This window comes from Rhodopseudomonas palustris (assembly GCF_003226555.1).
Classification (GTDB): domain Bacteria; phylum Pseudomonadota; class Alphaproteobacteria; order Rhizobiales; family Xanthobacteraceae; genus Rhodopseudomonas; species Rhodopseudomonas palustris_I.
The window spans coordinates 180522-203688 of sequence record NZ_QKQS01000023.1 but is presented as its reverse complement, the minus strand read 5'-3'; the positions used below and the strand labels follow the sequence as shown (position 1 = coordinate 203688).

General features: G+C 64.8%; 18 protein-coding genes. 7 read left to right on the top strand and 11 right to left on the bottom strand.

The window, feature by feature from the left end:
• Positions 1–5: 5 nt before the first annotated feature.
• Positions 6–1823: a long-chain-acyl-CoA synthetase gene (locus DNX69_RS13520; protein WP_110786499.1), complete on the bottom strand. Its 1818-nt coding sequence runs from the start codon at positions 1821–1823 to the stop codon at positions 6–8.
• Positions 1824–2090: 267 nt separating this feature from the next.
• Here DNX69_RS13520 and DNX69_RS13515 point away from each other — a divergent pair, with 267 nt between their 5' ends.
• Together DNX69_RS13515 and metA are read left to right on the top strand one after the other, a co-directional pair.
• On the top strand, positions 2091–3395 hold the full coding sequence (locus tag DNX69_RS13515) for an O-acetylhomoserine aminocarboxypropyltransferase/cysteine synthase family protein (protein ID WP_110786498.1): 1305 nt from the start codon (positions 2091–2093) through the stop codon (positions 3393–3395).
• Positions 3396–3409: 14 nt separating this feature from the next.
• Positions 3410–4411, top strand: coding sequence for a homoserine O-succinyltransferase MetA (gene metA, locus DNX69_RS13510; protein WP_110786497.1), 1002 nt, complete (start codon positions 3410–3412; stop codon positions 4409–4411).
• A gap of 70 nt (positions 4412–4481) precedes the next feature.
• On the opposite strand, the gene DNX69_RS13505 is transcribed toward metA, so the two are convergent.
• Positions 4482–5771: a lipopolysaccharide biosynthesis protein gene (locus DNX69_RS13505; protein WP_234826971.1), complete on the bottom strand. Its 1290-nt coding sequence runs from the start codon at positions 5769–5771 to the stop codon at positions 4482–4484.
• Positions 5772–6096: 325 nt separating this feature from the next.
• Here DNX69_RS13505 and DNX69_RS13500 point away from each other — a divergent pair, with 325 nt between their 5' ends.
• Positions 6097–6456: a hypothetical protein gene (locus tag DNX69_RS13500; RefSeq protein WP_110786496.1), complete on the top strand. Its 360-nt coding sequence runs from the start codon at positions 6097–6099 to the stop codon at positions 6454–6456.
• A gap of 19 nt (positions 6457–6475) precedes the next feature.
• On the opposite strand, the gene DNX69_RS13495 is transcribed toward DNX69_RS13500, so the two are convergent.
• A complete protein-coding gene (locus DNX69_RS13495) occupies positions 6476–8005 on the bottom strand; it encodes a glucosamine inositolphosphorylceramide transferase family protein (RefSeq protein WP_110786495.1) in 1530 nt (509 codons plus the stop codon).
• Positions 8006–8016: 11 nt separating this feature from the next.
• Positions 8017–9135: a glycosyltransferase family 4 protein gene (locus tag DNX69_RS13490; protein ID WP_349626970.1), complete on the bottom strand. Its 1119-nt coding sequence runs from the start codon at positions 9133–9135 to the stop codon at positions 8017–8019.
• A 392-nt stretch (positions 9136–9527) separates the two neighbouring features.
• Between DNX69_RS13490 and DNX69_RS13485 the strand changes: the two genes are divergently transcribed.
• Both DNX69_RS13485 and DNX69_RS13480 read left to right on the top strand, forming a co-directional pair.
• Positions 9528–11684 carry a GumC family protein gene (locus DNX69_RS13485; protein ID WP_110786493.1) on the top strand — a complete coding sequence of 719 codons (2157 nt, stop codon included), beginning with the start codon at positions 9528–9530 and terminating at the stop codon, positions 11682–11684.
• A 14-nt stretch (positions 11685–11698) separates the two neighbouring features.
• The gene (locus DNX69_RS13480) at positions 11699–12835 is read left to right on the top strand and encodes a glycoside hydrolase family 5 protein (RefSeq protein WP_234826969.1); all 1137 of its coding nucleotides are present in this window, start codon (positions 11699–11701) and stop codon (positions 12833–12835) included.
• Between the two features lie 15 nt (positions 12836–12850).
• Here DNX69_RS13480 and DNX69_RS13475 read toward each other — a convergent pair whose 3' ends face one another.
• The 3 genes from DNX69_RS13475 to DNX69_RS13465 all read right to left on the bottom strand — a co-directional run bounded on the left by DNX69_RS13475 (position 12851) and on the right by DNX69_RS13465 (position 16275).
• The gene (locus DNX69_RS13475) at positions 12851–13768 is read right to left on the bottom strand and encodes a WecB/TagA/CpsF family glycosyltransferase (protein WP_110786492.1); all 918 of its coding nucleotides are present in this window, start codon (positions 13766–13768) and stop codon (positions 12851–12853) included.
• Between the two features lie 225 nt (positions 13769–13993).
• Positions 13994–14977, bottom strand: coding sequence for a UDP-glucose 4-epimerase GalE (galE, locus tag DNX69_RS13470; protein WP_110786491.1), 984 nt, complete (start codon positions 14975–14977; stop codon positions 13994–13996).
• 38 nt (positions 14978–15015) lie between these two features.
• The gene (locus DNX69_RS13465; protein WP_110786490.1) at positions 15016–16275 is read right to left on the bottom strand and encodes an O-antigen ligase family protein; all 1260 of its coding nucleotides are present in this window, start codon (positions 16273–16275) and stop codon (positions 15016–15018) included.
• Between the two features lie 129 nt (positions 16276–16404).
• On the opposite strand from DNX69_RS13465, the gene DNX69_RS13460 reads away from it, so the two are divergent.
• Together DNX69_RS13460 and DNX69_RS13455 are read left to right on the top strand one after the other, a co-directional pair.
• On the top strand, positions 16405–16998 hold the full coding sequence (locus DNX69_RS13460; protein WP_349626984.1) for a Bug family tripartite tricarboxylate transporter substrate binding protein: 594 nt from the start codon (positions 16405–16407) through the stop codon (positions 16996–16998).
• A gap of 120 nt (positions 16999–17118) precedes the next feature.
• Positions 17119–18084 (top strand): S1C family serine protease, encoded by a 966-nt coding sequence (locus DNX69_RS13455; protein ID WP_110786489.1) that lies wholly within the window; start codon positions 17119–17121, stop codon positions 18082–18084.
• Between the two features lie 195 nt (positions 18085–18279).
• On the opposite strand, the gene DNX69_RS13450 is transcribed toward DNX69_RS13455, so the two are convergent.
• The 4 genes from DNX69_RS13450 to DNX69_RS13435 form a co-directional block, all read right to left on the bottom strand.
• Positions 18280–19392 carry a BMP family ABC transporter substrate-binding protein gene (locus DNX69_RS13450; protein WP_110786488.1) on the bottom strand — a complete coding sequence of 371 codons (1113 nt, stop codon included), beginning with the start codon at positions 19390–19392 and terminating at the stop codon, positions 18280–18282.
• Between the two features lie 78 nt (positions 19393–19470).
• Positions 19471–20388 (bottom strand): ABC transporter permease, encoded by a 918-nt coding sequence (locus DNX69_RS13445; RefSeq protein ID WP_110786487.1) that lies wholly within the window; start codon positions 20386–20388, stop codon positions 19471–19473.
• The gene (locus DNX69_RS13440; RefSeq protein WP_110786486.1) at positions 20375–21466 is read right to left on the bottom strand and encodes an ABC transporter permease; all 1092 of its coding nucleotides are present in this window, start codon (positions 21464–21466) and stop codon (positions 20375–20377) included. The genes DNX69_RS13445 and DNX69_RS13440 overlap by 14 nt, the downstream gene beginning before the upstream one ends.
• Positions 21450–23015, bottom strand: coding sequence for an ABC transporter ATP-binding protein (locus DNX69_RS13435; RefSeq protein ID WP_110786485.1), 1566 nt, complete (start codon positions 23013–23015; stop codon positions 21450–21452). The genes DNX69_RS13440 and DNX69_RS13435 overlap by 17 nt, the downstream gene beginning before the upstream one ends.
• Between the last annotated feature and the right edge of the window lie 152 nt (positions 23016–23167).

Genomic DNA, 23167 nt, shown 5'->3' with positions numbered 1-23167 from the left:
GTCCATCACAGTCTGAATGTGCCGCGGGCGATGCGGCCGAAAAGGTCGTCGTCGACAGCCACGTAGCGGCCCGCCACTGCGTCAGCGACATAGAGCGGATCGCCGACGACCCCCGGGTCGAAGCCGTCGCCGATCAGCGTCTGTTTGGCCTGCTTGAACGTGCCTGTGAGATCGAGCGCTGACCGCAGCCGCAGGAACAGCGGCCGTGCGTAGGCCGGCAGCCGCTCCGCGAGATGCCGATGCAGTACGTCGAGGTCGAAATCGCCTTTCGTCACCAGCGCCGCCATCCCGGCACGGCCGTCGTAATGCGGAACGCTGACGCCATACACGCAGGCGTCGATCACGCCGGGGCATGCGGCCAGTATGTCGGCGACTTCGCTCGCTGCCACATTCTCGCCCTTCCAGCGGAAGGTGTCGCCGATCCGGTCGACGAAGCGGAAGAAGCCTTTGGCGTCCTGCAGCATCAGGTCGCCGGTGCGGAACCAGGCGTCGCCCGGCGCGAACACATCGCGTAGGACCTTGCGCTCGCTGTCGTTGTCGCTGGTGTAGCCTTCGAACCGTCCACCGCCGCGTTCGGCCTCACCGATCCGGCCGATCGCTTCGCCGGCCTCGCCGCGTGCGCAGCGGATGCAGCGCCCCTGTTCGTCGCGCAGCGGCAGCCCGGTGTCGAAGTCGAATTTCACCAGCGCGGCGGGGAAGCGATGCGCCAGAAACGACGGCAGCCGCCCGATCGCGCCGGGTTCGCCCTCGACATTGTAGAGCGAAAAATTGCCTTCGGTGGAGGCGTAGAATTCGAGGATGCGGGGAATCGCGAATCTCGTCTGGAACGCCTGCCAGACGTCGCCGCGCAGGCCGTTACCGCAGGCGAGCCGTAGACGATGCCGCACTTCATTAGGCGAATGCGGCGCCTGCACCAGATAGCGGCACAGCTCGCCGATATACTGGAACAGCGTGCAGTCGTGGCGGACGATATCTTCCCAGAACCGCCGCGCGGAGAATTTTTCGGCGATCACCACCGAGCCGCCCGCCATCAGCAGGCTGCCGGGCGCGACCACGCCGCCGACGCTGTGATAGATCGGCAGGCAAACGTAGATGCGATCATCGGGCGTCGCACCGGTGAGACCTGCGAACCAGCCGGCCCAGCTCATCAGCCGGCGATGACTGACCCGCGCCGCCTTCGGCAGACCGGTCGTGCCCGAGGTGTAGATCAACAGTGCTACATCGTCGATCGTGACGGCAGGACGTTCGTCGGCCGTGATCGGATCGTCCTTGATCGCCGCCAGCGCGGCCGAGAGGCTGGAGCCGTGGTCATGGCCGCTGTGCAGCCACAGCCGGGGCGCCGATGTCAGATGTCGGCTTGCGCCGTCGTAGGCGCTGCTCAGCTCGTTGGCTACGATGATGTGCTCGGGCTGCGCGACATCGATGCAGTGCGCCAGCGAGGCGCCGGTGAGTTGGGTGTTGAGCAGCGCCACGACGCCGCCGACCTTGGTGACGCCGAGCCAGATCGCCAGATAGTCGGCGCGGTTGGGCATCAGCAGCGCGACGGTGACACCTCTGCCGATGCCGTGGGCGAGTGCCCAGCGGGCGTAGCGATCGATTTGCCGCGCCAGTTCGAAATAGTTGTATTGCTCTTGATCGGAAAGCAGCGCGGGCGCCTCCGGCGTGCGTGACGCCCAATCGGCGACGGCGTCACACAGCAGGCGCGTGGGCTCACGCTCGATCCGCGCGGTGATCTCGATCGCGCTCAGCCAGCTCTTGGCGGCCGACGGGCGGGCGGTCGCGACGTCAGGAGAGCGGATAGCAGTGGCTGCATGCGCAGTCATCGGCGCCGGTTCCGAAGGTTCGAGACGAGTTTGAGCGCAATTGTAGGCGAATGCGGTTGGGGATTCGTTGCAAATGCCTCAACGAAGCGAGCTTAAGGTAAACAACTCCAGATTGATTCAAATTGTACTCAAATCAGCAAGCGAAATTAGGGTTAGTTTGTCGTCGTCTTTGAAATGTGTTGTCGGCTAATGCGGCGCGTTCTAGCAAAGACGAGACGCGGAGCTCTATGTGGTGAGGTGCAGCCGCGGCGAAGGGAAGGACAGCTCATGCGCAACGAGACGCTTGCCATCCACGCCGGCTACGAGCCTGACCCCACCACCCACGCGGTCGCGGTGCCGATCTATCAGACCGCGTCTTACGCGTTCGACAGCGCCGATCATGGCGCGGCGCTCTTCAATCTCGAGACCGAAGGCTATCGCTATTCGCGGATCGCCAATCCGACCACCAGCGTGCTGGAAAAGCGCGTTGCCGAGCTGGAAGGCGGTGTGGGCGCGCTCGCGGTGGCGAGCGGGCAGGCGGCGCTGCACTTCGCCTTCGTCAATCTCGCCGATCATGGCGGCAACATCGTTTCGGTGCCGCAACTCTACGGAACCACGCACACGTTGCTGTCGCATATCCTGCCGCGACAAGGCATCACCGGCCGCTTCGCCACCGGCGACCAGCCCGACGACGTGGCCAGACTGATCGACGAGAACACCCGTGCGGTGTTCTGCGAGACCATCGGCAATCCGGCCGGCAACGTCTGCGACATTGAAGCGATCGCCGAAGTTGCGCATCGTGCCGGAGTGCCCCTGATTGTCGACAACACCGTGGCGACGCCGATCCTGCTCAGGCCGATCGACTACGGGGCCGACGTCGTGGTGCACTCGCTCACCAAGTTCCTCGGCGGCCACGGCACCACACTCGGTGGTGCTATCGTCGACAGCGGCCGGTTCGATTGGGCCAAGCAGCCGGAGCGGTTTCCGGCGTTCAATCAGCCGGACCATTCCTATCACGGCATGATCTATGCGGAGCGGTTTGGAGCGACCGCTTACGTCGAGCGCGCGCGATCGATCTATCAGCGCACGATGGGCTCGGTGCTGTCGCCGTTCAACGCCTTCCTGCTGCTGCAAGGAATCGAAACGGTGGCACTGCGCATGGAGCGTCACGTCGAGAACGCCCGCAAGGTCGCCGAATTCCTGCGCGACGATCCGCGCGTGGCCTGGGTGAATTTCACCGGCTTTCCGGACAGTCCATATTATCCGCTGGTACAAAAATATCTCGATGGCCGTGCCTCGTCGCTGTTCACTTTTGGTATCAAGGGCGGAATGGAGGCCGGTAAGGCGTTCTACGATTCGCTGAAGCTGATTACCCGGCTGGTGAATATTGGTGACGCCAAGTCGCTTGCCTGCCATCCGGCCTCGACGACGCATCGCCAGATGTCGGCCGAGCAGCAACGTCAGGCCGGCGTGTTGCCGGAGACGATCCGGCTGTCGATCGGCATCGAGCATATCGCCGACATCATCGAAGATCTCGATCAGGCGTTGGCGCAGGCCAGTGGCTCGCAACCGCGTCTGGCGGCAGCCGAATAGGCCGCGTCGCGCGCATGACCCTGCTGTTCGATAGTGCCGATCCGATCGCCAGCCCGGCGCTGGCGCCGGATGACGCCGGGGACGAGCGCTGCCAGCGAAGGTATCCGGAGCATAGCAGGCCGATCGAGATCGGGTTGGTCAACAACATGGGCGATGCGGCGCTACGCGCGACCGAGCGGCAATTTGCACGGCTGCTGCGCGACAGCGCCGGTGCGCAACGGGTGCGGCTGCACTGTTTCGCGCTGCGCTCGGTGCCGCGGTCGGCGGCCGCCCGTCAGCGCATCGACAGTCTGTATTCCGACATTGGCGATCTCGGGCGTTTGCGGCTCGACGGCTTAATCGTCACCGGTGCAGAGCCGCGCACGCCGGCGTTGAGTGATGAGCCTTATTGGGACGAGTTCCGACGTCTGGTGGATTGGGCCGAGGCGCATACGCGTTCAACGATCTGGTCGTGCCTTGCGGCCCACGCCGCGGTGCTGCATTTCGACGGCATCGAACGGCGTCGGCTGCCGCAGAAGCGCTCCGGCGTGTACAGCACCGAGGGTTTGCGCGACGATGCGATGCTGGCCGATCTACCCGAGGTGATGCAAGTTTCGCATTCGCGCCTGAACGATCTCGATCCGGGTGAACTGTCCGCAGCCGGTTACGGCATTCTGTCGCGCGCGGCGGGAGCCGGCGTCGATGTGTTCACCCGCCGCGATCGAAGCCGCATGGTGTTCTTCCAGGGCCATCCTGAATACGACGCGACCACGCTGCAGCGCGAATTCCTACGTGACGTCGGTCGCTATCTTGCCGGTGAACGCGACGACTATCCGGCGCCGCCGGATAATTATTTCTGTGCCGAGACCGAAGATCGGCTCGCTACGTTCTGCGACCGCGCGCGTGCGGATCGCCGGCCGGAGATCATTTCCGAGCTGTCTCAATTGATGCTCAGGCCCGGCTTGGCATCGGCGCTCGACGCGTCAGCTGCGGCATTGTTCGGCAACTGGCTGTCGTTGCTCGCGGCCGAGCACTAATTCCGCGCAAGCTGCTCAAAGCAAAGCGATGAAGCGCAGCGTTCACATAGCGAACGCCGCAAACCTTGCGTCATTCTGCTGCCTGCGTGAAGGGGCGCTGACGTCGTCCCCTCACCAGCCGCAGCACTGATCCGTCGATGCCGGCGAGTTGGATCGAGGCCTTGCGCATCAACAGCGCCTGCGTGATGAACGACATCGCAGTCGCCGCTACTGCGCCGGAAATTCCGAACAGCGGGATCAGTACGAAGAAGCCGGCCGCGCGCAGCAGTACGGTGCCGCCGATGATCGCCAGATAACGGCCTTCGTGCCCGGTCAGCATCAGGATCGATCCGCACGGACCAGACGCAGCGACCGCAGCGGTGCCGGCGGTCAAGATTGCGAGTGCGCCGTAATAAGGAACGTAACCGGCGTTGAAGAGATACAGAATCCAGTGACCGCCGCCCAGCACCACCATCAAGCCGCCGCCGACGATCGCCAGCGTCACCAGCGCCACCGAATCCAGCAGGCCGTCGAGTTCGCGGTGCTGCTGACTGTAATACAGATGCGGAAAATGCCGGGTCGAGGAGATGTACACCGCGGCGGTCGCCATCGCGAAAGCGTTGGCGATCCGGGTGGTGACGAAATACGCGCCGGCCACGGTTGGGCTCATCAGATAGCCGATAATGACGACGTCAGCGTATTGATTGGCGGCCTCCAGGCTGCTGGAGATCCACAGCTTGGCGGAGCGTGCGCTCCAGGTGCGCAGCTCGAACGCCGAGCTCGATCGCGCGAAGTGCGGGAACTGGGCGTGCACCCGGCGGCGAAGCAGCGTCATCTGCACTATCATGGTGACGCAGGAGGCTGCAGCGATGGTCAGGAAGATGGTGTGGATTTCGATCGTGGCCCCAGTTACGACGCAGCCGAGAAGGTAGATCGCCGGACAAGTCGCGACCATCAGGTACGTCAGGCCGTCGCTGACACCAACGCCGACGGCGCCGCGCGTAACGTGTGCTGAGATCAGCAACAGCGAGAAACACACGAGGTACAAGGTCGTCGATGTCGCCAAGAGGGTGTCGTGTTCTAAAGACACCCAGAAAAAGAAGGGAAGGCCAACCAAGATGGTGCCGGCAAGACTCGCCAGCGCGGTGAAGGTCATCGCGCCCTTCAGCTTCGGTTCGTCTCCGGCGCTGGTGTATTCACTCCAAGACCGCATGATGAAGATCTGCTGGCCGAAGGTCGCCACCACGCTGAGCAGGCCCGCGGCGCTGAACAGCATCGAATACGTGCCGAAGTCGTGGCCGCTGAGAGTTCGGGCGGCCAGCGTCACCAGCCCGAGATTGACGATGGTGACCAACACCCGCAACGCGAACGCGCCGGTCATGGCACGGATTCCGGCGTTGTTGCGCAGGTCGATGAATTTTACGAGCGTGGGGCCGAATTTCAATGCTGTCACCTCGCCCGACCGACGGGCTTGCGGAGTGCGACAAGGAGCGCGACTGGGGGAACTGTCGGCCTGCGATCGGGTTCACCACGTCGACATTCCCGCGGCTACCATCCTAGCGCACTGTGGCAACTTATCGTATTTGAACGAGCCGCGGCAAATGCCGAACGACAATCGTCGAGGACGGTAAAGATGCACGCAGACCCGACCGAAGCGGGGGCGCTTTGGCATTAACCATCGTCTCACCAGCGCGGATATCGGATCGATGCATACTCAAGCCGTCAACCTCGAAAAGCTCCTTCGGATCGCAGCCTGGCTGTGCTTGGCGGGAATCGCCTTCGCCACCCTCAGTCCGATCGGTCTCAGACCGACGACCGGGCTGTCTCCGTCAATCGAGCGGTTCGTGGCGTTCGCCCTGGTCGGAGCGTTATTCGCGGCGGCGTATCCGCGCTACATCGTGTTCGCTGCGCTGATCGTGCTTGGAGCCGCGGTTCTGTTCGAACTATTGCAGGTGCTCGAGCCTTCGCGGCACGGACGGCTGTTCGATGCGAGTGTCAAACTGGTTGGCGGAACTTTCGGTCTTGCCGCAGGATCGATCGTTGGTCGGCTGTTACGGGATCGCTGAAGCCGCCGAGCCCGAGGCGTTATCGGGCTGCCGCGACGACCGGGTCGTTCGCTCGCGCCATCGAGCGGAGTGGCTGCAACTTGGGTTGAATCACGCTGCCGTCGATCAGTTCTAGCCGGCCGCAACGATTGAGCGTGTGCAGTTTGCGGCCCGGCCAGCGCGGTCCCGGTTCGATGATGTGGCGCACGGTCTGCGCGAAAGTCTCCGGCGACAGGGCGGTAATCTCCGCCAGACCCACCGCGCCGCCATAGCCGCGTGTGCAGTCCTGCACCGGTCGCCACAGCCGGCCGCTGCGCCGAACGAAATGTCCGGCCGGCCGCGCGCTGGCGCGGTCGACCAACGCCGGCCGGAGCGCGTGCGGTTGCCACGGCCCGAACAGATCGTTCCCGACATAGATCGACAGCGTATCGGAATAGCCGCCGTCGCCCTCGTCGTCGCGGGTGGCACCGAACAAATAGTACAGACCCTCGTGCTGTAGAATGGTGGCGTCGGCGAGTTCGATGCCCGACAGCAGCGTCGCGTGGCGTTCCCAGCGGCCGGGAAACGCGATGCATCGATAGATCGCGACGTCCTTCCGCACGCTGCTCTCCGGAATCATCCAGAGCTCGCCGCCATGCTCCATCAGGAACGGGTACGACAAGTGCCACGGCGCCTCGAGCACTGGCACGGCTTCGCCGATCGGGCCGGCGTCGCCGAACTCTGTCGCCGAGATCGTGCCCTTGCCGACGTGATGGTCGAGATCTTCGAAGAACACGAAGGTGCGGCCCTTCCACGTCATCGCGAATGGGTCGGCGTAGAACCGATTGGCGGGGCTTGGTAACGCTTGCCAGCCGGGGCCGGACAGATCGCCGGAACCCCAGATCCCGGCGTCGTCCGTGTAGCGCCAGCCGATCCGCCAATGCGGCGCGTAGCAGCACAGCCGGTAGATCGATTTGGCGATCGACATTGCGAGGTTGCGGGCGACGAAACCTCTGGCGGATTGCGGGTGACCGAGATTGGCGCCTTCCCGGGCGATGGTCTGCGGCCGCGGGCCGCTCTCCAGCACGCCCTTCAGCAGCGTTCCGGTGCGAGCCATGGTGGCGCCGAGCGCGCCACCGAGGCCGCTTGCATTTTCGCCGGACGGCTGACCAGACCACATCACTGCGCCGCTGACGTCATCGAGGATTTCGATCACCGGCAGATCGCCTGCGAGGATCGCAGCGAGCAAAGCGTCTTCGCCATCATGGCCGTCGAACAGGGGGCGCAAATACAGCCGGGCCCCGCAATCGGCCTCGCGCGGTGCGGTGGTGAAATCGATCACCACTTCGGGCGTGCCGTACGACCCACGGGCCTCGTTCAGCAATGCCGGCTCGGCGTCACTCCCGCAGCGCCGGCCGCGTCGCAGCAGCATCCGTTCGAGATCGAGCAGCGTTTCGAGCCCGGCGGGACGCTCGGCCGGCGAAGAAATCCAGCTCACCTGCAGCGTGCGTTGATCATCCGCCAGCAGATCGAGCAAATGCCGCATCCACGCTCGGGGGCGCTGTTGATCGAAACGAAGCTCAACAATCATCCGTCAATCCGTCAAACAATATGCGCCGCCATCGCCTGTTTGATAATTCGGACGTATTCGTCCACCATGGCGTCGACAGAGTACCTGGTCTTCAAACCTTCGCCACTGCGCTGAAGTCGCACCCTCAGCCCGGGGTCGGCGAGCACAGCGTTGATTGCGGTACCGAGCGCGGTCGTGTCGGCAGCATCGACCAGAACCGCCGCCGGCTCGCCCTGATAGGACAGCACCTCGCGCAGCACCGGCAGATCGTTTGCGACGACAGGCACGCCCGCATGCGCGGCCTCGACTGCGGCCAGCCCGAAAGTCTCGGCCAGTGAGGGGAATACGAAGACGTCCAGACAGGCGAGGAAGTCAGCGACCTGCTCCGGCGTGATCTCGCCGACGAAAAACACCCGATCGGCGACGCCGAGCTGTGCGGCCAGCGCGCGCAACCGCGCCTCGTCCGGGCCGTGACCGGCGAGTGCGAGTCGCCAGCTGGGATTGGCCGGCAGCACGCGGATGGTGGCGTCGAGCTGTTTCAGCGGGTGCAGCCGCGCCGCGGTGCCGAGCACGGTGCCGTCGGTTGGCAGGTCGAAGCGTTGACGCGCCGCTGCCTTGGTCAGCGCCGAGTGCTTCTGATCGAAGCCGTGTGGAACATGGACCAAACGCCTGCGATAGGAATCCGGATAGCGTGAATAGTCGCGCAGCATGTCGTCGGAATTCACCGTGATGGCGCGGAAGATTCCGAGCCGGCCCATCGTCAGGTCCAGCTTCTGCAGCCATCCCGGCATGGTCAGTCGCGCAGAGACCTGGTTGGCGATCACCGGCGCCGGGCTCACCAACCGCGCGATCGCACCGCCGATCGCATTGCCGTAGTGCTGGAACGTCAGGATCGCATCGGGACGCGTGGCTCGGATCTGGCGGCCTAGCGATAACAGAAAGCGTAGGAACGACCCCGGATCTCCCGGGCGCCGGGGCGCGCAATAGACGGTGTTGGCTGGCTCGTCGAAGGCGCGCGATTGCCGGAAGAAGAACAGGTTGTGGACGTCGTAGCCTCGCGCGGCCAGCCCGGCCCCGACCAGCCGCGAGATCTCCTGTGCGCCGGCATTCTCGGCCTGGGTCTGAATCAGCAGCACGCGGCCTTGGCGCAACGGCGATCCCACGGCCGCGCTGGGCGCGCGCGAAGCGTGTCCGTCGCTCGCATACCCATGTTCGGCTCGAGTGATCAGGTCGTTCACGTGCCTCGTCTCCTCGCCTCGTGCGCTTCTGTCAACGTCAGCTGCTGCAGGTCCGACGGTTAACGAAAGGTGCACGTCTCGACCGTGTCGTTATATACGCGTGAGGCTGCGCTTGGACAATTTCGTTGCGGCGCGGTTAATTGGTGCAGAACGCACAAGCGCTGTCGTCGCGCTCGTACTTGACCGACATGGTTCCTTAACCATCTGATAACCAACCGCCCGGTTGCCCTGGAGTAACCACGGATTAACCGTAGATATTTACTTTGGCGGTGTGGCGAGCGGGCCGGTTCGTGTGGAGTGTGCGTATGTCGGGTAGCCAACCAGGTCGGGACAAGGCGATCCCCGTCACGCGTCCGACTGCGGACATTTGGGAAGATCCGGATCAGCTTCCGAGTGGCCGTAGCGACTTGATCAAAGCCAAGCTGACGCCCGCCGTCGTCACTAAGTTCCTCCGTGAAAATCTGAAGCGGATTGCCGCGCTGGCCGGCGTGCTGTTCGTGCTCGGCATGCTCGGCCTATGGCTGGTGCCGATACGTTATGCAGCTACCGCGCTGGTGATCGTCGATCCGCGTGAGCAGCGCGTCACCACTGATCAGGAAGTTCTGCCTGGCATCGGCCAAGACGCCGCCGCGCTGCAGAGTCTGATCGAGATTGCCAAGTCGGACGGCTTCCTCAAGCCGCTGGTCGAGAAGCTGAAGGTCGCCGAGGATCGCGAAATCGCCGGCAGCGAGACCGATCCGGCTCGAGTGCTGGACCGGTTCCGCAAGCACCTCGAGATCGCACGACGCGGCCTGACTTACGTCATCGAAATGACTTTTGTGGCGAAGGACCCGCAGCGCGCGGCGTATTACGCCAATGCGGTCGCCGAGGCTTTCGTCGCCAGCCAGACCAAGGTCCGCACCATTGCGGCCGACGAAGCCGCAGCATGGCTGAACAACCGGCTGAAGACGCTGAACCAGACCCTGCGGGCGTCAGAAGATGCGGTGGCGGCGTTCAAGACGCAATACCGCATCGTCGATGCTGGTCGCGAGAGCACGACGCGCCAGCTTCGCGTCACCGAATTGACGCAGCAGGTCTCCGCGGCGCGGCTGCGAACCGAGGAAGCGAAGAACCGCTATGAACAGGCACAGCGCGATCTGAAGTCCGATGTCGACGGCTCGACCGGCTCGAAATCGGACCTAGTCAGCGTGTTGCGGACACAGCGCACCCAGCTCAACGACCAGATCGCCCAGAAACGGGCCGTGCTGGGTGATCGCCATCCGGAACTGGTGATCGCCTACAATCAGCTCGCCGAGCTCAATCGCCAGATCGAGGCCGAGCGCAAGCGCAATCTCGCCAGTGCCAAATCCGACTACCAGGCCATGCTTGATCAGCAGAAGGCGCTGGAGCAGCAATTGAAATCGCTCGAGAGCGAGATGCTCGGCGATGATCAAGCCTCGGTGAAGCTCAAGGAGCTGCAGCGCGAGGCCAACGCCAACCGCGCCATCTACGAGCAGTTCCTGGAGCGCTACAACGCCACCAATCAGCAACGCTTGCTGCAGGCGACCCAGACCAAGGTGGCGTCGTTCGCAACGCCGCCGACCCGGCCGACGCGCCCGCCGCTGCTGGTGCTGATCGCCGCGATCGCGGTGGCTTCGGTTCTGGTGTCGATCGCGATCACTGCAATCATGGCGTCGATGGCGCAGCGTGCCGCGCCGGCCGACGATTCCAATCCGCCGGACGATGCGACGGCAGCTGCGCCGGCCGAAGCGATGCCGGCACCGACACCAGTACCTGTACCTGCAAAGGACACGAAGCCTGCCGCCGATGATGCCAGTCTTCCGATCGTGGCGCGGATTCCCGATCTGGCCGGGGTGCGCACCCTCGGCGGTAAGTTGGCGATGCTGGGCGGGGAGCGGCGGCTCGATCACTATGTGATCGGGCTGCTCGATGCGGTCGGCGTCAAGCCGTCGCAACGTGGCAAGGTGGTGCTGGTGACATCGGTAAATGCCGGCGCCGGCAAGAGCTCGGTGGCCCGCGCGCTGAACGCGATCGCAATCGACCGTGGCCTGCTCAGCGTGGTGATCGAGGTTGCCGGGCAGTCGCGGACCGCGCCGGCGGGCCGGAGCGAGCCCAGTTCTGGCGCGCAGGTGCGGGTGCTCAAGACAACGATTCCGTCGGTGTTGCGACTGATCGGTCCGGTGCCGGATGCATCGGCTCAAAGCGACGTGCGCAGCGAGTTCGATTTGATCTTGATCGACGCGCCCGCGCTAGACCAACAGCCGGAGGTTGCTGAGATCGCCGCGCATGCCGATCTCAGCTTGCTGGTGGTCGATCGCACCGTGACCGAAGCAGGCGCTGCGCTGGAAGCGCAGGCGTTGTTGTCCCGTCGCGGCCGGACGCCCGTCGGCGTCGTCATCAATAGGGCCAGCGCCCATCAGGCTTCCGCCGCGGCGACGAGCGCCGCGCGGCTGGCGAGCTGATCGGTGACCGTCAGGTGGCGGCCGCAAGCGTGATCGCGCGTGTCATCATCTTGATGATGCCGCTTCTCTTTGCGGCACAAGCCGATGCGCAGGGCCGGTGTAGCGGGCCGGCATCCGGCGTCCCTGCGCAGACAATCGCGGCGTTGGCGCGCGGCGTCAACGTGTCGAACTGGACCGAAAATGCGCGCCTGCAGGGACCTAGTCCGGAGCTGTTGCGCGCAGTGCGCAGGGCGGGATTCACCCATATCCGGCTTCCGGTCGCCGGCGATCTAGTGATGCATGCCTTCAGTCCGCAGGCCACCATTGAGCGGCAGCTTGCCGGCATCGATGCGGCGCTCACCGAACTGATCGGCCTGGGCTTTCACGTTTCGGTCGATCTTCATCCCGGAGAAGGGTTCGGCCGGCTGCACCGCGACGACCCGAAATCCTCGATGGCCGCAATGATCGATGCTTGGGGTGGTCTCGCAAGGGTGATCCGGAAGCATCCGGTCAAGCGGGTGTTCGCCGAATTGCTGAACGAGCCGGATATCGCGCCGGATCGTTGGCAGCGCGAGGCCGAACAGCTCGCGACCTTCGTGCGCGGCCAGCTGCCGCAAACCACGTTGATCGTCGGCCCGACCTATTGGCAGCGCGCCGACTCGTTGCCGCAATTCCAGCCGCTGGCCGATCGCAACGTGGTCTATGCGCTGCACTTCTACGATCCGATGGTGTTTACCCATCAGGGCCATTGGGATCCGGCCAATCCGCTCAGCCGGATTCACGATCTGCCCTTCCCATTGGTCGCGGACGATCCGGCTGTGGTGCGGCTGCGCAGCGAACTGACCGCACGCGGCGACGACAAGGCGCTGCAAGACCTCGACAAGGCGATCGCACAAGCTGGCTCGCCAAGCTACGTGGCGCGTCAGCTCATTCCCGCCGTCGCCTGGCAGGAGCGTTACGCACGACCGCTGATCATCAACGAGTTCGGCGTGTTCAAACAGGCGGCGCCCCGCGACAGCCGGCTGCGCTGGCTGGAGTCGGTGGTGGATTCGGCCGAAGCCAATTGCTGGGGGTGGACTTACTGGGAACTCGATCAGGGGTTCGGCCTGACTGATCCGCGCACCGGCCGTCTCGATGCCGGGGTGATCGAAACGCTGATGCGTCCGCGCTGAGCGGATCGCGCGACTTCAGCGCGACCGGGTCAGCAGCAGATACATCGCGTAAGGGTTAGTCTTCAGATAGCGCAGGCCGAGCCGGCGAGGCTCCAGCGCCATGCGCCACAGCCATTCCATGCCGATCTTCTGCATCCATTGCGGCGCGCGTGGTTTCGAGCCCGAAAGGAAGTCGAACAGGCCGCCCGAGGTTTTGATCACGCCGATGGTGGTCAAGCGGTGGCGGTTCCGAACCACGAAAGCTTGCTCGCGCGGCACGCCCATCGACACCCACAGGATGTCCGGCGCCAGCGCGCCGATCTCGCGACATACCGCGATTTCCTCCGCCTCGTCGGCGAAGTAGCCGTGGCGATGCCCGACCAGGCGCAGTCCCGGATAGCGGCGCTGCACGCGCTCGACCGCGAGCCTGTTGGAGGCTTCATTGGCGCCGAGCATGTACATCGTTGCGCCGCGCTTGCATGCCTCGCGCGCGACCTCGTGGAACAGATCGGTGGTGGCGACACGCTCTGGCAGCGACTGGCCGCAGCGGAACCGCGAGACGAACACCAACGGCATGCCGTCGGCGTGAATCGCGTCGGCCTCCATCACCAGCTCTCGCTCGGTCGCGTCGACCGCGCAGCGATAGGTCACTTCGCCGTTCGCCGAAGTCATGTAGGCCGGATAGCGCCACAATCCGCGACGCAGCAGTGCTTCATCGACCATCATCCGCGCGGTTTCGGATTGATCGCTCACCACGATCGGAAGGCCGCCCAGCAGCACGCGCGGCCATTGCCCGAACCGCTCGCGTCGCCTGTCGCCGGAGACGCGGCGCTCGCCATGCGGCAGATGCCGGTCGAATGGAATCCAGAACGCAGCTTTCCTGCGATCCGCCCCCCGCCGTTCGGCGCTGGTCGTCGCAGCCGGCTTGTCGCCGTTATCTAGCGCGTTGGACATTCCACTTCCTCACGACCACTCAGGTCGATCGACTTTGCGGCAGAACATTCGATCATTCGAGCAATGGAAGCAACCTTTGACCAACCGCCTTCGCCCAACAGGGTAAAGTGGTTAAGGTGCCATCACCGCGATCGCAGAAAGGCTGCGGCAGCTGTCCAGCAAACGCTCGGGGATGTGCCGATTTGGCGCGGCGTGCCGGGTTGAGACAGCTTAACGGTTCCGTTCTCAGCCGAGACGACGCTCCCAGGCGAGCGCGTCACGCACGATCTGCTCCAGGTCGTCGTGGTGCGGCGTCCAGTTCAGCGCCGAAAGCGCGCGCTGATTGGAGGCGATCAGCGCCGCCGGATCGCCGGCGCGGCGGCCCTTGATCCGCACCTCGAAATCGACGCCCGACACTCGTTTCACCACCTCGATCACCTCGAGCACGGAGTAACCGTTCGCATAGCCGATATTGCAGGTAATGCTCGGCTTGCCGTCACGCAGATAGCGCAGCGCGTCGAGATGGGCCTGCGCGAGATCGGACACATGGACGTAGTCGCGGATACAGGAGCCGTCGGTCGTCGGATAATCCGTGCCGTAGATGTCGAGCCCGGGCCGCTTGCCGAGCGCGGCTTCCACCGCCACCTTGATCAGATGGGTGGCGTTCGGTGTCGATTGTCCGGTGCGGCCTTGCGGATCGGCGCCGGCGACGTTGAAGTAGCGTAGGGCCGCGTAGCTGAATGGATGGGCCTGCGCGACGTCGGCCAGCATCCACTCCACCATCAGCTTGGAACGGCCGTATGGGTTGATCGGCTTGGTCGGGTCATCCTCTTCGACCGGCGTCCGCTCTGGCTCGCCATACACCGCCGCTGTCGAGGAGAACACCATGTGCGGCACGCCGCGCTTGATTGCGCAGTCGAGCAGCGTGCGGGCATTGGCGGTGTTGTTGCCGTAGTAGGCGAGCGGCTTGGTGACGGATTCCGGCACCACGATGCTGGCGGCGAAATGAATGATCGCCTCGATCGGATGCGCGTCCATGATCCGGCCGACGAACTCGGCGTCGCCGACATTACCTTCGAACAGCGGCACCCCCGCCGGTACCACCGCGCGCGAGCCGGTGGAGAGATTGTCGATCACCAGCGGGCGTTCGCCGGCTTCGAGCAGCGCCAGGGTCATATGGCTACCGATATAACCGGCGCCGCCGGTGACGAGGATGTGGCGTTGGTCCATACGGCGTCCGATCAATCTTTTTGGGGGCGGTGCGGCGGTCAGCTCGGGGCAGACGCGACCGGTCGTTGATTGCGCAGCCGAGTGCTGGCGATCGCCAGGCTCCACGTCAAGCCCAGCAGCATGAAATAATGCCGCCAATGGTCGGTGTCGATGATGAAGCTCTCCATCAGCGTTACCACCATGGCAGTCACCACCACGATGGTGATCCGCTGCCACGGCGTGCGCACGAAGACGTGGCGCAGCCCATAAGCCGCGGTGATGAACACCAGAGCCGGATACAACGTGCCGCTGATCCAACCCCCTGACATGAACGCATTCAAAAACGAGTTGTGGGTGTCTTCCGGGAAAAACCGGCGGAATTGCAGGGGCCCAATCCCGGTCGGGTAGTCTAGCGCCATCGCTGCGCCGAGCAGGTGCCGGCCGAACCGGCCGAACCGACCGCTGTCGTAGGGCTGTGCCAGACTGGCGCGCTCTTTGAACAGCGCGTCGATCTGGTCGAACGACAGCAACACCGCAATTGTGGCGCCGAGCACGCCGAGCGCGAGTGCCGCAAGAATGACGATTCGCAATCGACGCTGCTGTGTCGGTGCGGTGATGAACATCAATGCCACGGTCAGCAGCGAGGCGCCCGCCAGCATGCCCCAGGCGGCACGCGAGAATGCCAAAAAGATCGCGAGCGAGATGATGCCGAACGCAATGCCATTGCGGATCATGGTCCAGAACGAGCCTTCGATCGCCCGCTGCAGGCTGTAGATCGCCGGAAAAATCAGGAACGCGCCGAGCACGTTCGGGTCCTTGAAGGTGCCGCGCGCACGGCCGACGAAGGTCAGCAGATCGTAGCCGCCCGGCAGCAGATTGAAGTAGCCCACGATACCCGCGAGCGCCGCGATGATTCCGCCGATCATGTAGCCGTGGGCTATCGCCTGGGCGCGTTCCTGAGTGTCCTGCAGGCACACCATGGCGAAGAACACCGCGGTCACCGCCATGTACCAGGACGTCAGGATCCAATTTAGGACGATGGGATCGCCCATCAGTTCGGCTGCACCGATGCTGTAGCCGAGCTCGATTCCGAGCAGCAGGCCAATCGGGACGATCAGCGCTGGAGCCATGCGAAGTCCGCCGGTGGCGGCGAACACCGCCAGCGCCAGCACGATGGCGATCTCATAGGGGCTCGGTTCGATGAACACGATCGCACCGCTGGCGCCGACCAGCCAGAGCAGGCCGAGTTGCAGCGCTTTGAGGCGCGGGGGATTGGCGGAATGGGCGGCGACGCGCGGCGCAAAGGCAAAATCGGTCATCAGGTTCAGCCTTGGGTCGCGCTTTTCTCCGAAAAGGTCTCGTTAACCTTGTCGGGCGGCAGGCCCGTGGTACCGGTGGGACACGCAATGGGCGCTGTCGGTGCTCGCCCGCGAGTATGAAGCGTCGCAATTAACGACAACTTATCGGATCCGTCGCCGAGTGAGCCTGCGTCGTTCATCGCCTATGCCAAGGCGCATCCGGGCAAGATCAGCGTCGGCTCGTCCGGGATCGGCACTTCGCTGCATCTGTCGGGTGAGTTGTTCAAGTCGATGGCCGGCATCGAGATGGTGCATGTGCCGTATCGTGGCTCGGCTCCCGGCCTGACCGATCTGATGAGCGGCCAGATCCAGGCGATGTTCGACAACGTCACCTCGTCGTTCGCGCTGGCGCAGGCCGGCAAGATTCGCGCGCTCGGCGTCACCAGCCGCGAGCGCTCGGCAGTGCTGCCGCAGGTGCCGCCGATTGCCGACACGCTGCCCGGCTACGACACCAGCTCGTTCTACGGGGTCGGCGTGCCGCACGGCACACCGCAGCAGGTGGTGGATCTGCTCAACCGCGAGATCAGTGCGGCACTGGACCAGCCCGCGATCAAACAGCGGATCGTCGACCTCGGCGCGATCGAGCTGCACGGCGATGCCAAGCAGTTCGGTGCAATGCTGGCGGCGGAGACCGAAAGCTGGCGCAAGATCGTCGAGGGCTCGGGCGTCCATAAGGAAGGCTGAGCCCGAAGCGGCCGGCGTCTCGGCTGCGTCACCCGCGGCACTGTGACGCCGGCTTGCAAATCGCCGAGCAGCCCCCGATATTTCCGGTTGCACGCGGTGTTGCGCAACAGGAGACGCCGGATGCCTTCGCTCCCCGAATGGAACGTCCCGGCCGCGATCCGGCCACGCTCGGCCGATTTCGGCTTCGATCTCGACCGCGCGCTGTCCGCGGTGGTCGGGCTGCATGCGATCATTCCGGCGGACGCTTACACGGCCGGTACGCTCGGCACTGAGCGCGCCGGCAATGGCGTGCTGATCGACGACGGCTTGGTGCTGACGATCGGCTATCTGATCACCGAAGCCGAAACGGTGTGGCTGCATCTTGGTGACGGCCGCGTCGTCGAAGGTCATGCGCTCGGCTTCGATCAGGAGAGCGGTTTCGGTCTGGTGCAGGCGCTTGGCCCGATCGATCTGCCATCGCTGCAGCTCGGCCGCTCCGCCTTCGCCAAATCGGGCGAGCGCGTCATCATTGGCGGCGTCGGTGGCCGCACCCGCTCGGTCGCCGGCCGCATCGCTGCGCGCCAGGAGTTCGCCGGCTACTGGGAGTATCTGCTCGACGATGCAATTTTCACCGAGCCGTCGCATCCGAATTGGGGCGGCACCGCATTGTTGTCGGCGACCGGAGAACTGATCGGCGTCGGCTCGCTGCAGATCGAGCGCAGCGGCTCGAATGATCACTACAATATGAGCGTGCCGATCGATCTGTTGCCGCCGATTCTCGACGACATGCGCAAGTTCGGCCGTCCCAACAAGCCTGTGCGGCCGTGGCTCGGGCTGTATTCCACCGAGATCGAGGACAAGGTCGTGGTGGTCGGGATCGCGCCGAAGGGGCCGGCGGCGCGCGCCGAGCTGAAGACCGGCGACGTGATTCTCGCCGTCGCCGGCGAAAAGGTGCGAAGCGAAGCCGAGTTCTACCGCAAGGTTTGGGGGCTCGGCACCGCCGGCGTCGAGGTGCCGCTGACGCTGTTCAGCGGCGGTGCTACCTTCGACGTGGTGCTGCATTCCTCCGACCGCGCTAAATTTCTCAAGGCGCCGCGGCTGCATTGATCTCGCCGGGCCCGCGATCTGATGCTTCGCCATCAGGAGTCATGGCTGGGCTTGAACCCGCAATCTATCCTCTTCGCAACAGTGGCGCATTCAGCAGGCGCGCTTTCGCTTGCGATGGATACGCGGGTCAAGCCCGCGTATGACGTCAGGATCGGGGACAGGCCCTGCTCTCCTCACCCGCGGTGAGTATCTGACTCACTTCCCCGGAAGTTTGTCGTCGATGCCTTTGACGTAGAAATTCATGCCGCGGATCTGGCCGTCGTCGAGGTGGTCGCCGCCTTTGCATTCGACCTCCTTGCCGTCCTGATCGAGGATCGGGCAGGCGAACGGCTTGATGGTGCCGGCGATGATGCCTGCTTCGGTGTCGGCGGCGAGCTGCTTCACGTCGTCCGGCATGTTGGTGTAGGGCGCCATCTGAATCATCTTGTCCTTCAGCCCCTCCCACACGTCCTGCGACGCCCATTTGCCGTCCATCACTGCTTTAACGCGCGAGATGTAGTACGGCGTCCAGTTGTTGACGATGGCGGTGAGCTGAGCCTTCGGTCCGAATTTGATCATGTCGGAATCCTGGCCGAAGGCGTGGATGCCGCGCTCGTTGGCGATCTGCATCGCCGCGGCGCTGTCGGTGTGCTGCATGATGACGTCGGCGCCCTGGTCGATCAGCGCTTTGGCGGCATCGGCCTCCTTGCCGGGATTGAACCAGGAGTTCACCCAGACGATCTTGACCTTGATGTTCGGGTTAATCTTCTGCGCCGCCAGCATGGTGGCATTGATGCCGGAGATCACTTCGGGCACGGGGAACGAGCCGATATAGCCGAGCACGCCCTTCTTGGAGATCTTCGCCGCGATCGTGCCCTGGATGGTGCGGCCTTCGTAAAACCGCCCGGCATAGGTCGAGACGTTCGGTTCTCGCTTGTAGCCGGTGGCGTGCTCGAACTTCACGTCCGGATATTTCTTGGCGACCTTGATCACCGAATCCATGTAGCCGAACGAGGTGGCGAAGATCAGCTTGTTGCCGGCGCGGGCAAGCTGTTCGATCGAGCGTTCGGCGTCCGGACCTTCGCCGACCTTTTCGAGGAAGGTGGTCTCGACGCGATCGCCGAATTCCTTGACGATCGCCTGGCGCGCCTGATCGTGCTGATACGACCAGCCGAAGTCGCTGACCGGTCCGACATAGACGAAGCCGATCTTCAGCTTGTCCGGCTTGGTCCCCGGCTTGCCTTCCGGCTTGTCCTGGGCGTTGGCTGCCGAAAGTGCCGCGCAGCTCGCCGTCAGCACCAGCGCCGCCGCCATGATCGCCTTGTTCATCCGATTCTCCGCTTCATCGTTCGGGGATCGTCCTATGCGAGCCCCGCGCCCCCGCCGCGCGGCCCTCGGATCTCGTCTTTAGCGCTCCGGCACGAACCCGGTTCCGAGCGCCGCCGGCGCCACCGAGCCGCCGCGGCGGACGCGCGAGATCAGCACCAACACCAGGACCGTGGCAAGATAGGGCAGAGCTGACATGAGTTGCGATGGCACGCCGAGGCCGAACGCCTGGGCGTGCAGTTGCAGAATCGACACCGCGCCGAACAACACGGCGCCGGCCACCAGCCGGCCCGGCCGCCACGAGGCGAATACCACCAGTGCCAGGGCAATCCAGCCGCGGCCCGCCGTCATGCCGGCGGCGTAGAACGGCGTGTAGGCCAGCGTCAGATAGGCGCCGGCGAGCCCCGCGCAGCCACCGCCGAACAGCACCGCCAGCGTTCGGATCGCCGCGACGTTGTAGCCGAGCGCATGCGCCGAGGCCGGATCGTCACCGACCGCGCGCAGGATCAGCCCCGTCCGGGTGCGGGTGAGCACGTAGGCGATGCCCGCGATCAGCCCGATCGCCAGATAGACCAGGGCGTCCTCACCGAACAGCAGCTTGCCGACCAAAGGCAGGTCGGTGAGCCATGGCAGCCACAGATGCGGAGCGGCGGTGATGGTCTCGCCGACCAGCGGCGTGCCGATCAGGCCCGCAAGACCGGTGCCGAGGATCGTCAGCGCCAGGCCGGCCGCGACCTGATTGATTGCGAGTCCGATTGCGGCCGCTGCGAACAGTGCTGCGAGCGCGACACCGGCTGCGATCCCGTACAGCGCACCGATCGCAGTCGAGCCGGTTGCCCAGGCGCCGGCGAAACCGCATACCGCGCCGATTAGCATCATGCCTTCGACGCCGAGATTGAGCACGCCGGCGCGCTCGGCGATCAGCTCACCGCTCGCCGCCAGCAGCAGCGGCGTCGAGGCGGTGACGATCGACAGCAGGATCGCTTCAATGAGGCCCATCAAGCGCCTTTCGTTGCGGTGCACGCCAGCGGAGCCGGTACAGAATCAGCGAATCGCAAGCGAGCACGTAGAACAGCAGGATGCCTTGGATCACGCCGGTCATGTCCTGCGGCAGTTTCAGCGTGATCTGCGCCTGCTCGCCGCCGATGAAGGTCAGCGCGAGGAAAAGTCCGCTGGCGAGAATGCCGAGCGGATTGAGCCGGCCGAGAAACGCCACGATGATCGCAGTGAAGCCGTAGCCCGGCGAGATGTCCGGCTGCAGATGGCCGATCGGTCCGGCGACTTCAAGAATGCCAGCGAGGCCGGCCAGCGCGCCGGAGATCGCGAAGCTCGTCAGCACCACGCGATCGGCCTTGAAGCCGGCGAACCGCGCCGCGCGCGGCGCGGTGCCGACCACGCGGATCTCGAAGCCCTTCAACGTCCGCCCGAGCAGCACGGCTGCGGCAGCGACCGCAATCAGCGTCAGGATCAGGCCGGCATGAACGCGGCTGCCGGCGATCAGCAGCGGCACCGTCGCAACGGAATCGAATTCGGCGGTGGTTGGAAAGTTGAAGCCGGCGGGGTCGCGCCACGGCCCACGCACCAGATAATCGAGCAGCAGTCCGGCGACATAGACCAGCATCAGGCTGATCAAGATTTCGGACGCGCCGAATTTCACTTTGCACAGCGCGGGGATCAGCGCGTAGGCGGCCCCGGCCGCCGCCCCCGCCAGCAGCATCGCCGGCAGCAGCCAGGGGCCGGGATGAGTGCCTTGCGTCATCACCGCCAGTCCGCTGCCGGCGATCGCGCCGATCAGCAATTGCCCCTCGGCGCCGATGTTCCAGACGTTGGCGCGGTAGCACAGCGCCAGACCGACCGCGATCATCACCAACGGCGAGGCCTTCACGGCGATTTCCTGCAGCGAATAGCCGTCGGTCAGCGGCGTGATGAAATACACTGCCAGCGCCGCACCGGGATTTTTGCCGAGCGCCCCAAACACGAGCGTCAGGGTCAGCAGCGTCAGCGCGATCGCCAGCAGCGGTGAGGCGAGCGCGATCGCCGCCGATCGCTCGATGCGCCTCTCAAGCACCAGCGCCATCGTGCGCCTCCGTGGTCGGCCATACGCTGCCGCCCATCAACAGTCCGAGCTGATCGCGGCCGATCTCGCTGACGGGACGCGGCGGCGACAGCCGGCCGCGAAACATCACCGCGATCCGGTCGGCGATCTCGATCAGCTCGTCGAGATCCTGGCTGATCACCAGCACCGCGGCGCCGCACGCTGCGAGGTCGAGCAGGGCCTGGCGGATCGCGCTGGCGGCGCCGGCATCCAGCCCCCAACTGGGCTGATCGACGATCAGCAGCTTCGGCTGCCGCAGGATCTCGCGGCCGACGATGAATTTCTGCAGATTGCCGCCAGACAGCCGCGCCGCTTCGGGATCGCGGCTGGCTTTGCGCACGTCGAACGCTTCAGTGACGCGGTCGACCAGCGCCCGCGTAGCACCGCGATCGATCAGGCCGTATCGCACCAGTCCGCCGGTTGCGTGTCCGCTCAGCAATGCATTGTCGGATAGGCTCATCGTCGGCACGGTGGCGTGGCCGAGCCGCTGCTCCGGCACGAACGCGGCGCCGAGCCGGCGCCGTCGGTTGATCGAGAGACCGCCGACGGCTTCGCCAGCCATCGTGATAGCGTCCGCCTGCGCGATCGACGTTTCGCCCGACAGTGTTGCGAACAATTCATCCTGACCATTACCGGCGACGCCGGCGATGCCGACGATCTCGCCGCTCCGCACTTCAAGGGAAAGGTCGCGCAGCGTCACGCCGTGCGGATCGTCGGGGGACAGCGTCAGTTTGGCGACGCTGAGTAGCGGAGCCCCGATCGCGTGTCTGGATTGTTTTGGTGCGATCACGTCGCTGCCGACCATCATCCTTGCCAGCGCTGCGGCAGTCTCCCGGCGCGGATCGCAGCGGCCGACGACGCGGCCGGCACGCAGAATGGTGGCGATCCCGGCGAGGCGCTTCACCTCGTCGAGCTTGTGCGAGATGTACAGCAGCGCCCGGCCGTCGGCTTTCAGGCGCTCCAGCACCTCGAACAACCGGCCGGCTTCCGCAGGCGTCAGCACCGCGGTCGGCTCGTCGAGGATCAGAAGCTGCGGATCCTGCAGCAGCGCGCGGACGATTTCGATCCGCTGTCGTTCGCCGACCGACAGACGCCACACCTCGCGTTTGGGATCGAGCGGCAGGCCGTAGCGCCGCGAGATCTGCTCCAACTCGGCAGCCAGCTTACCGACCGAGACCCGGCGATCGAGCCCGAGCGCGACGTTCTCGGCGACCGTGAGGTTGTCGAATAGTGCGAAGTGCTGCGACACCGCGGCGATGCCGCAGGCGCGAGCCTGCGCTGGGCCAGCGAAGGTGACAGCAGTGCCGCGCCAGCGCATCTGGCCATCGTCCGGCTGCAGCAACCCGGTGATCAGCTTCACCAGCGTCGATTTGCCGGCGCCGTTCTCGCCGAGCAGCGCGTGAATCTCCCCGGCCGCGATATCGAGATCGATCGCCTCGTTAGCGACGAAGCGGCCGAATCGCTTGGTCAGCCCGCGGCCCTGAAACAGCGGCGAGGGCTCGCGCGGATCGGAATCAGGAAGGGGAGCCATTCACCATCACATCGGCGGCAGGGTAATTCCGTAAGGTCCACGACCGGGCGAGGACGCGTGCACCCTGATAATGTAATGGAAATCCGCCGCGGCGGCGATCCGTCATCCGTTCGTCGACTCCACGGCGTAGGCCGTCCTCTGTACTCTGGAAA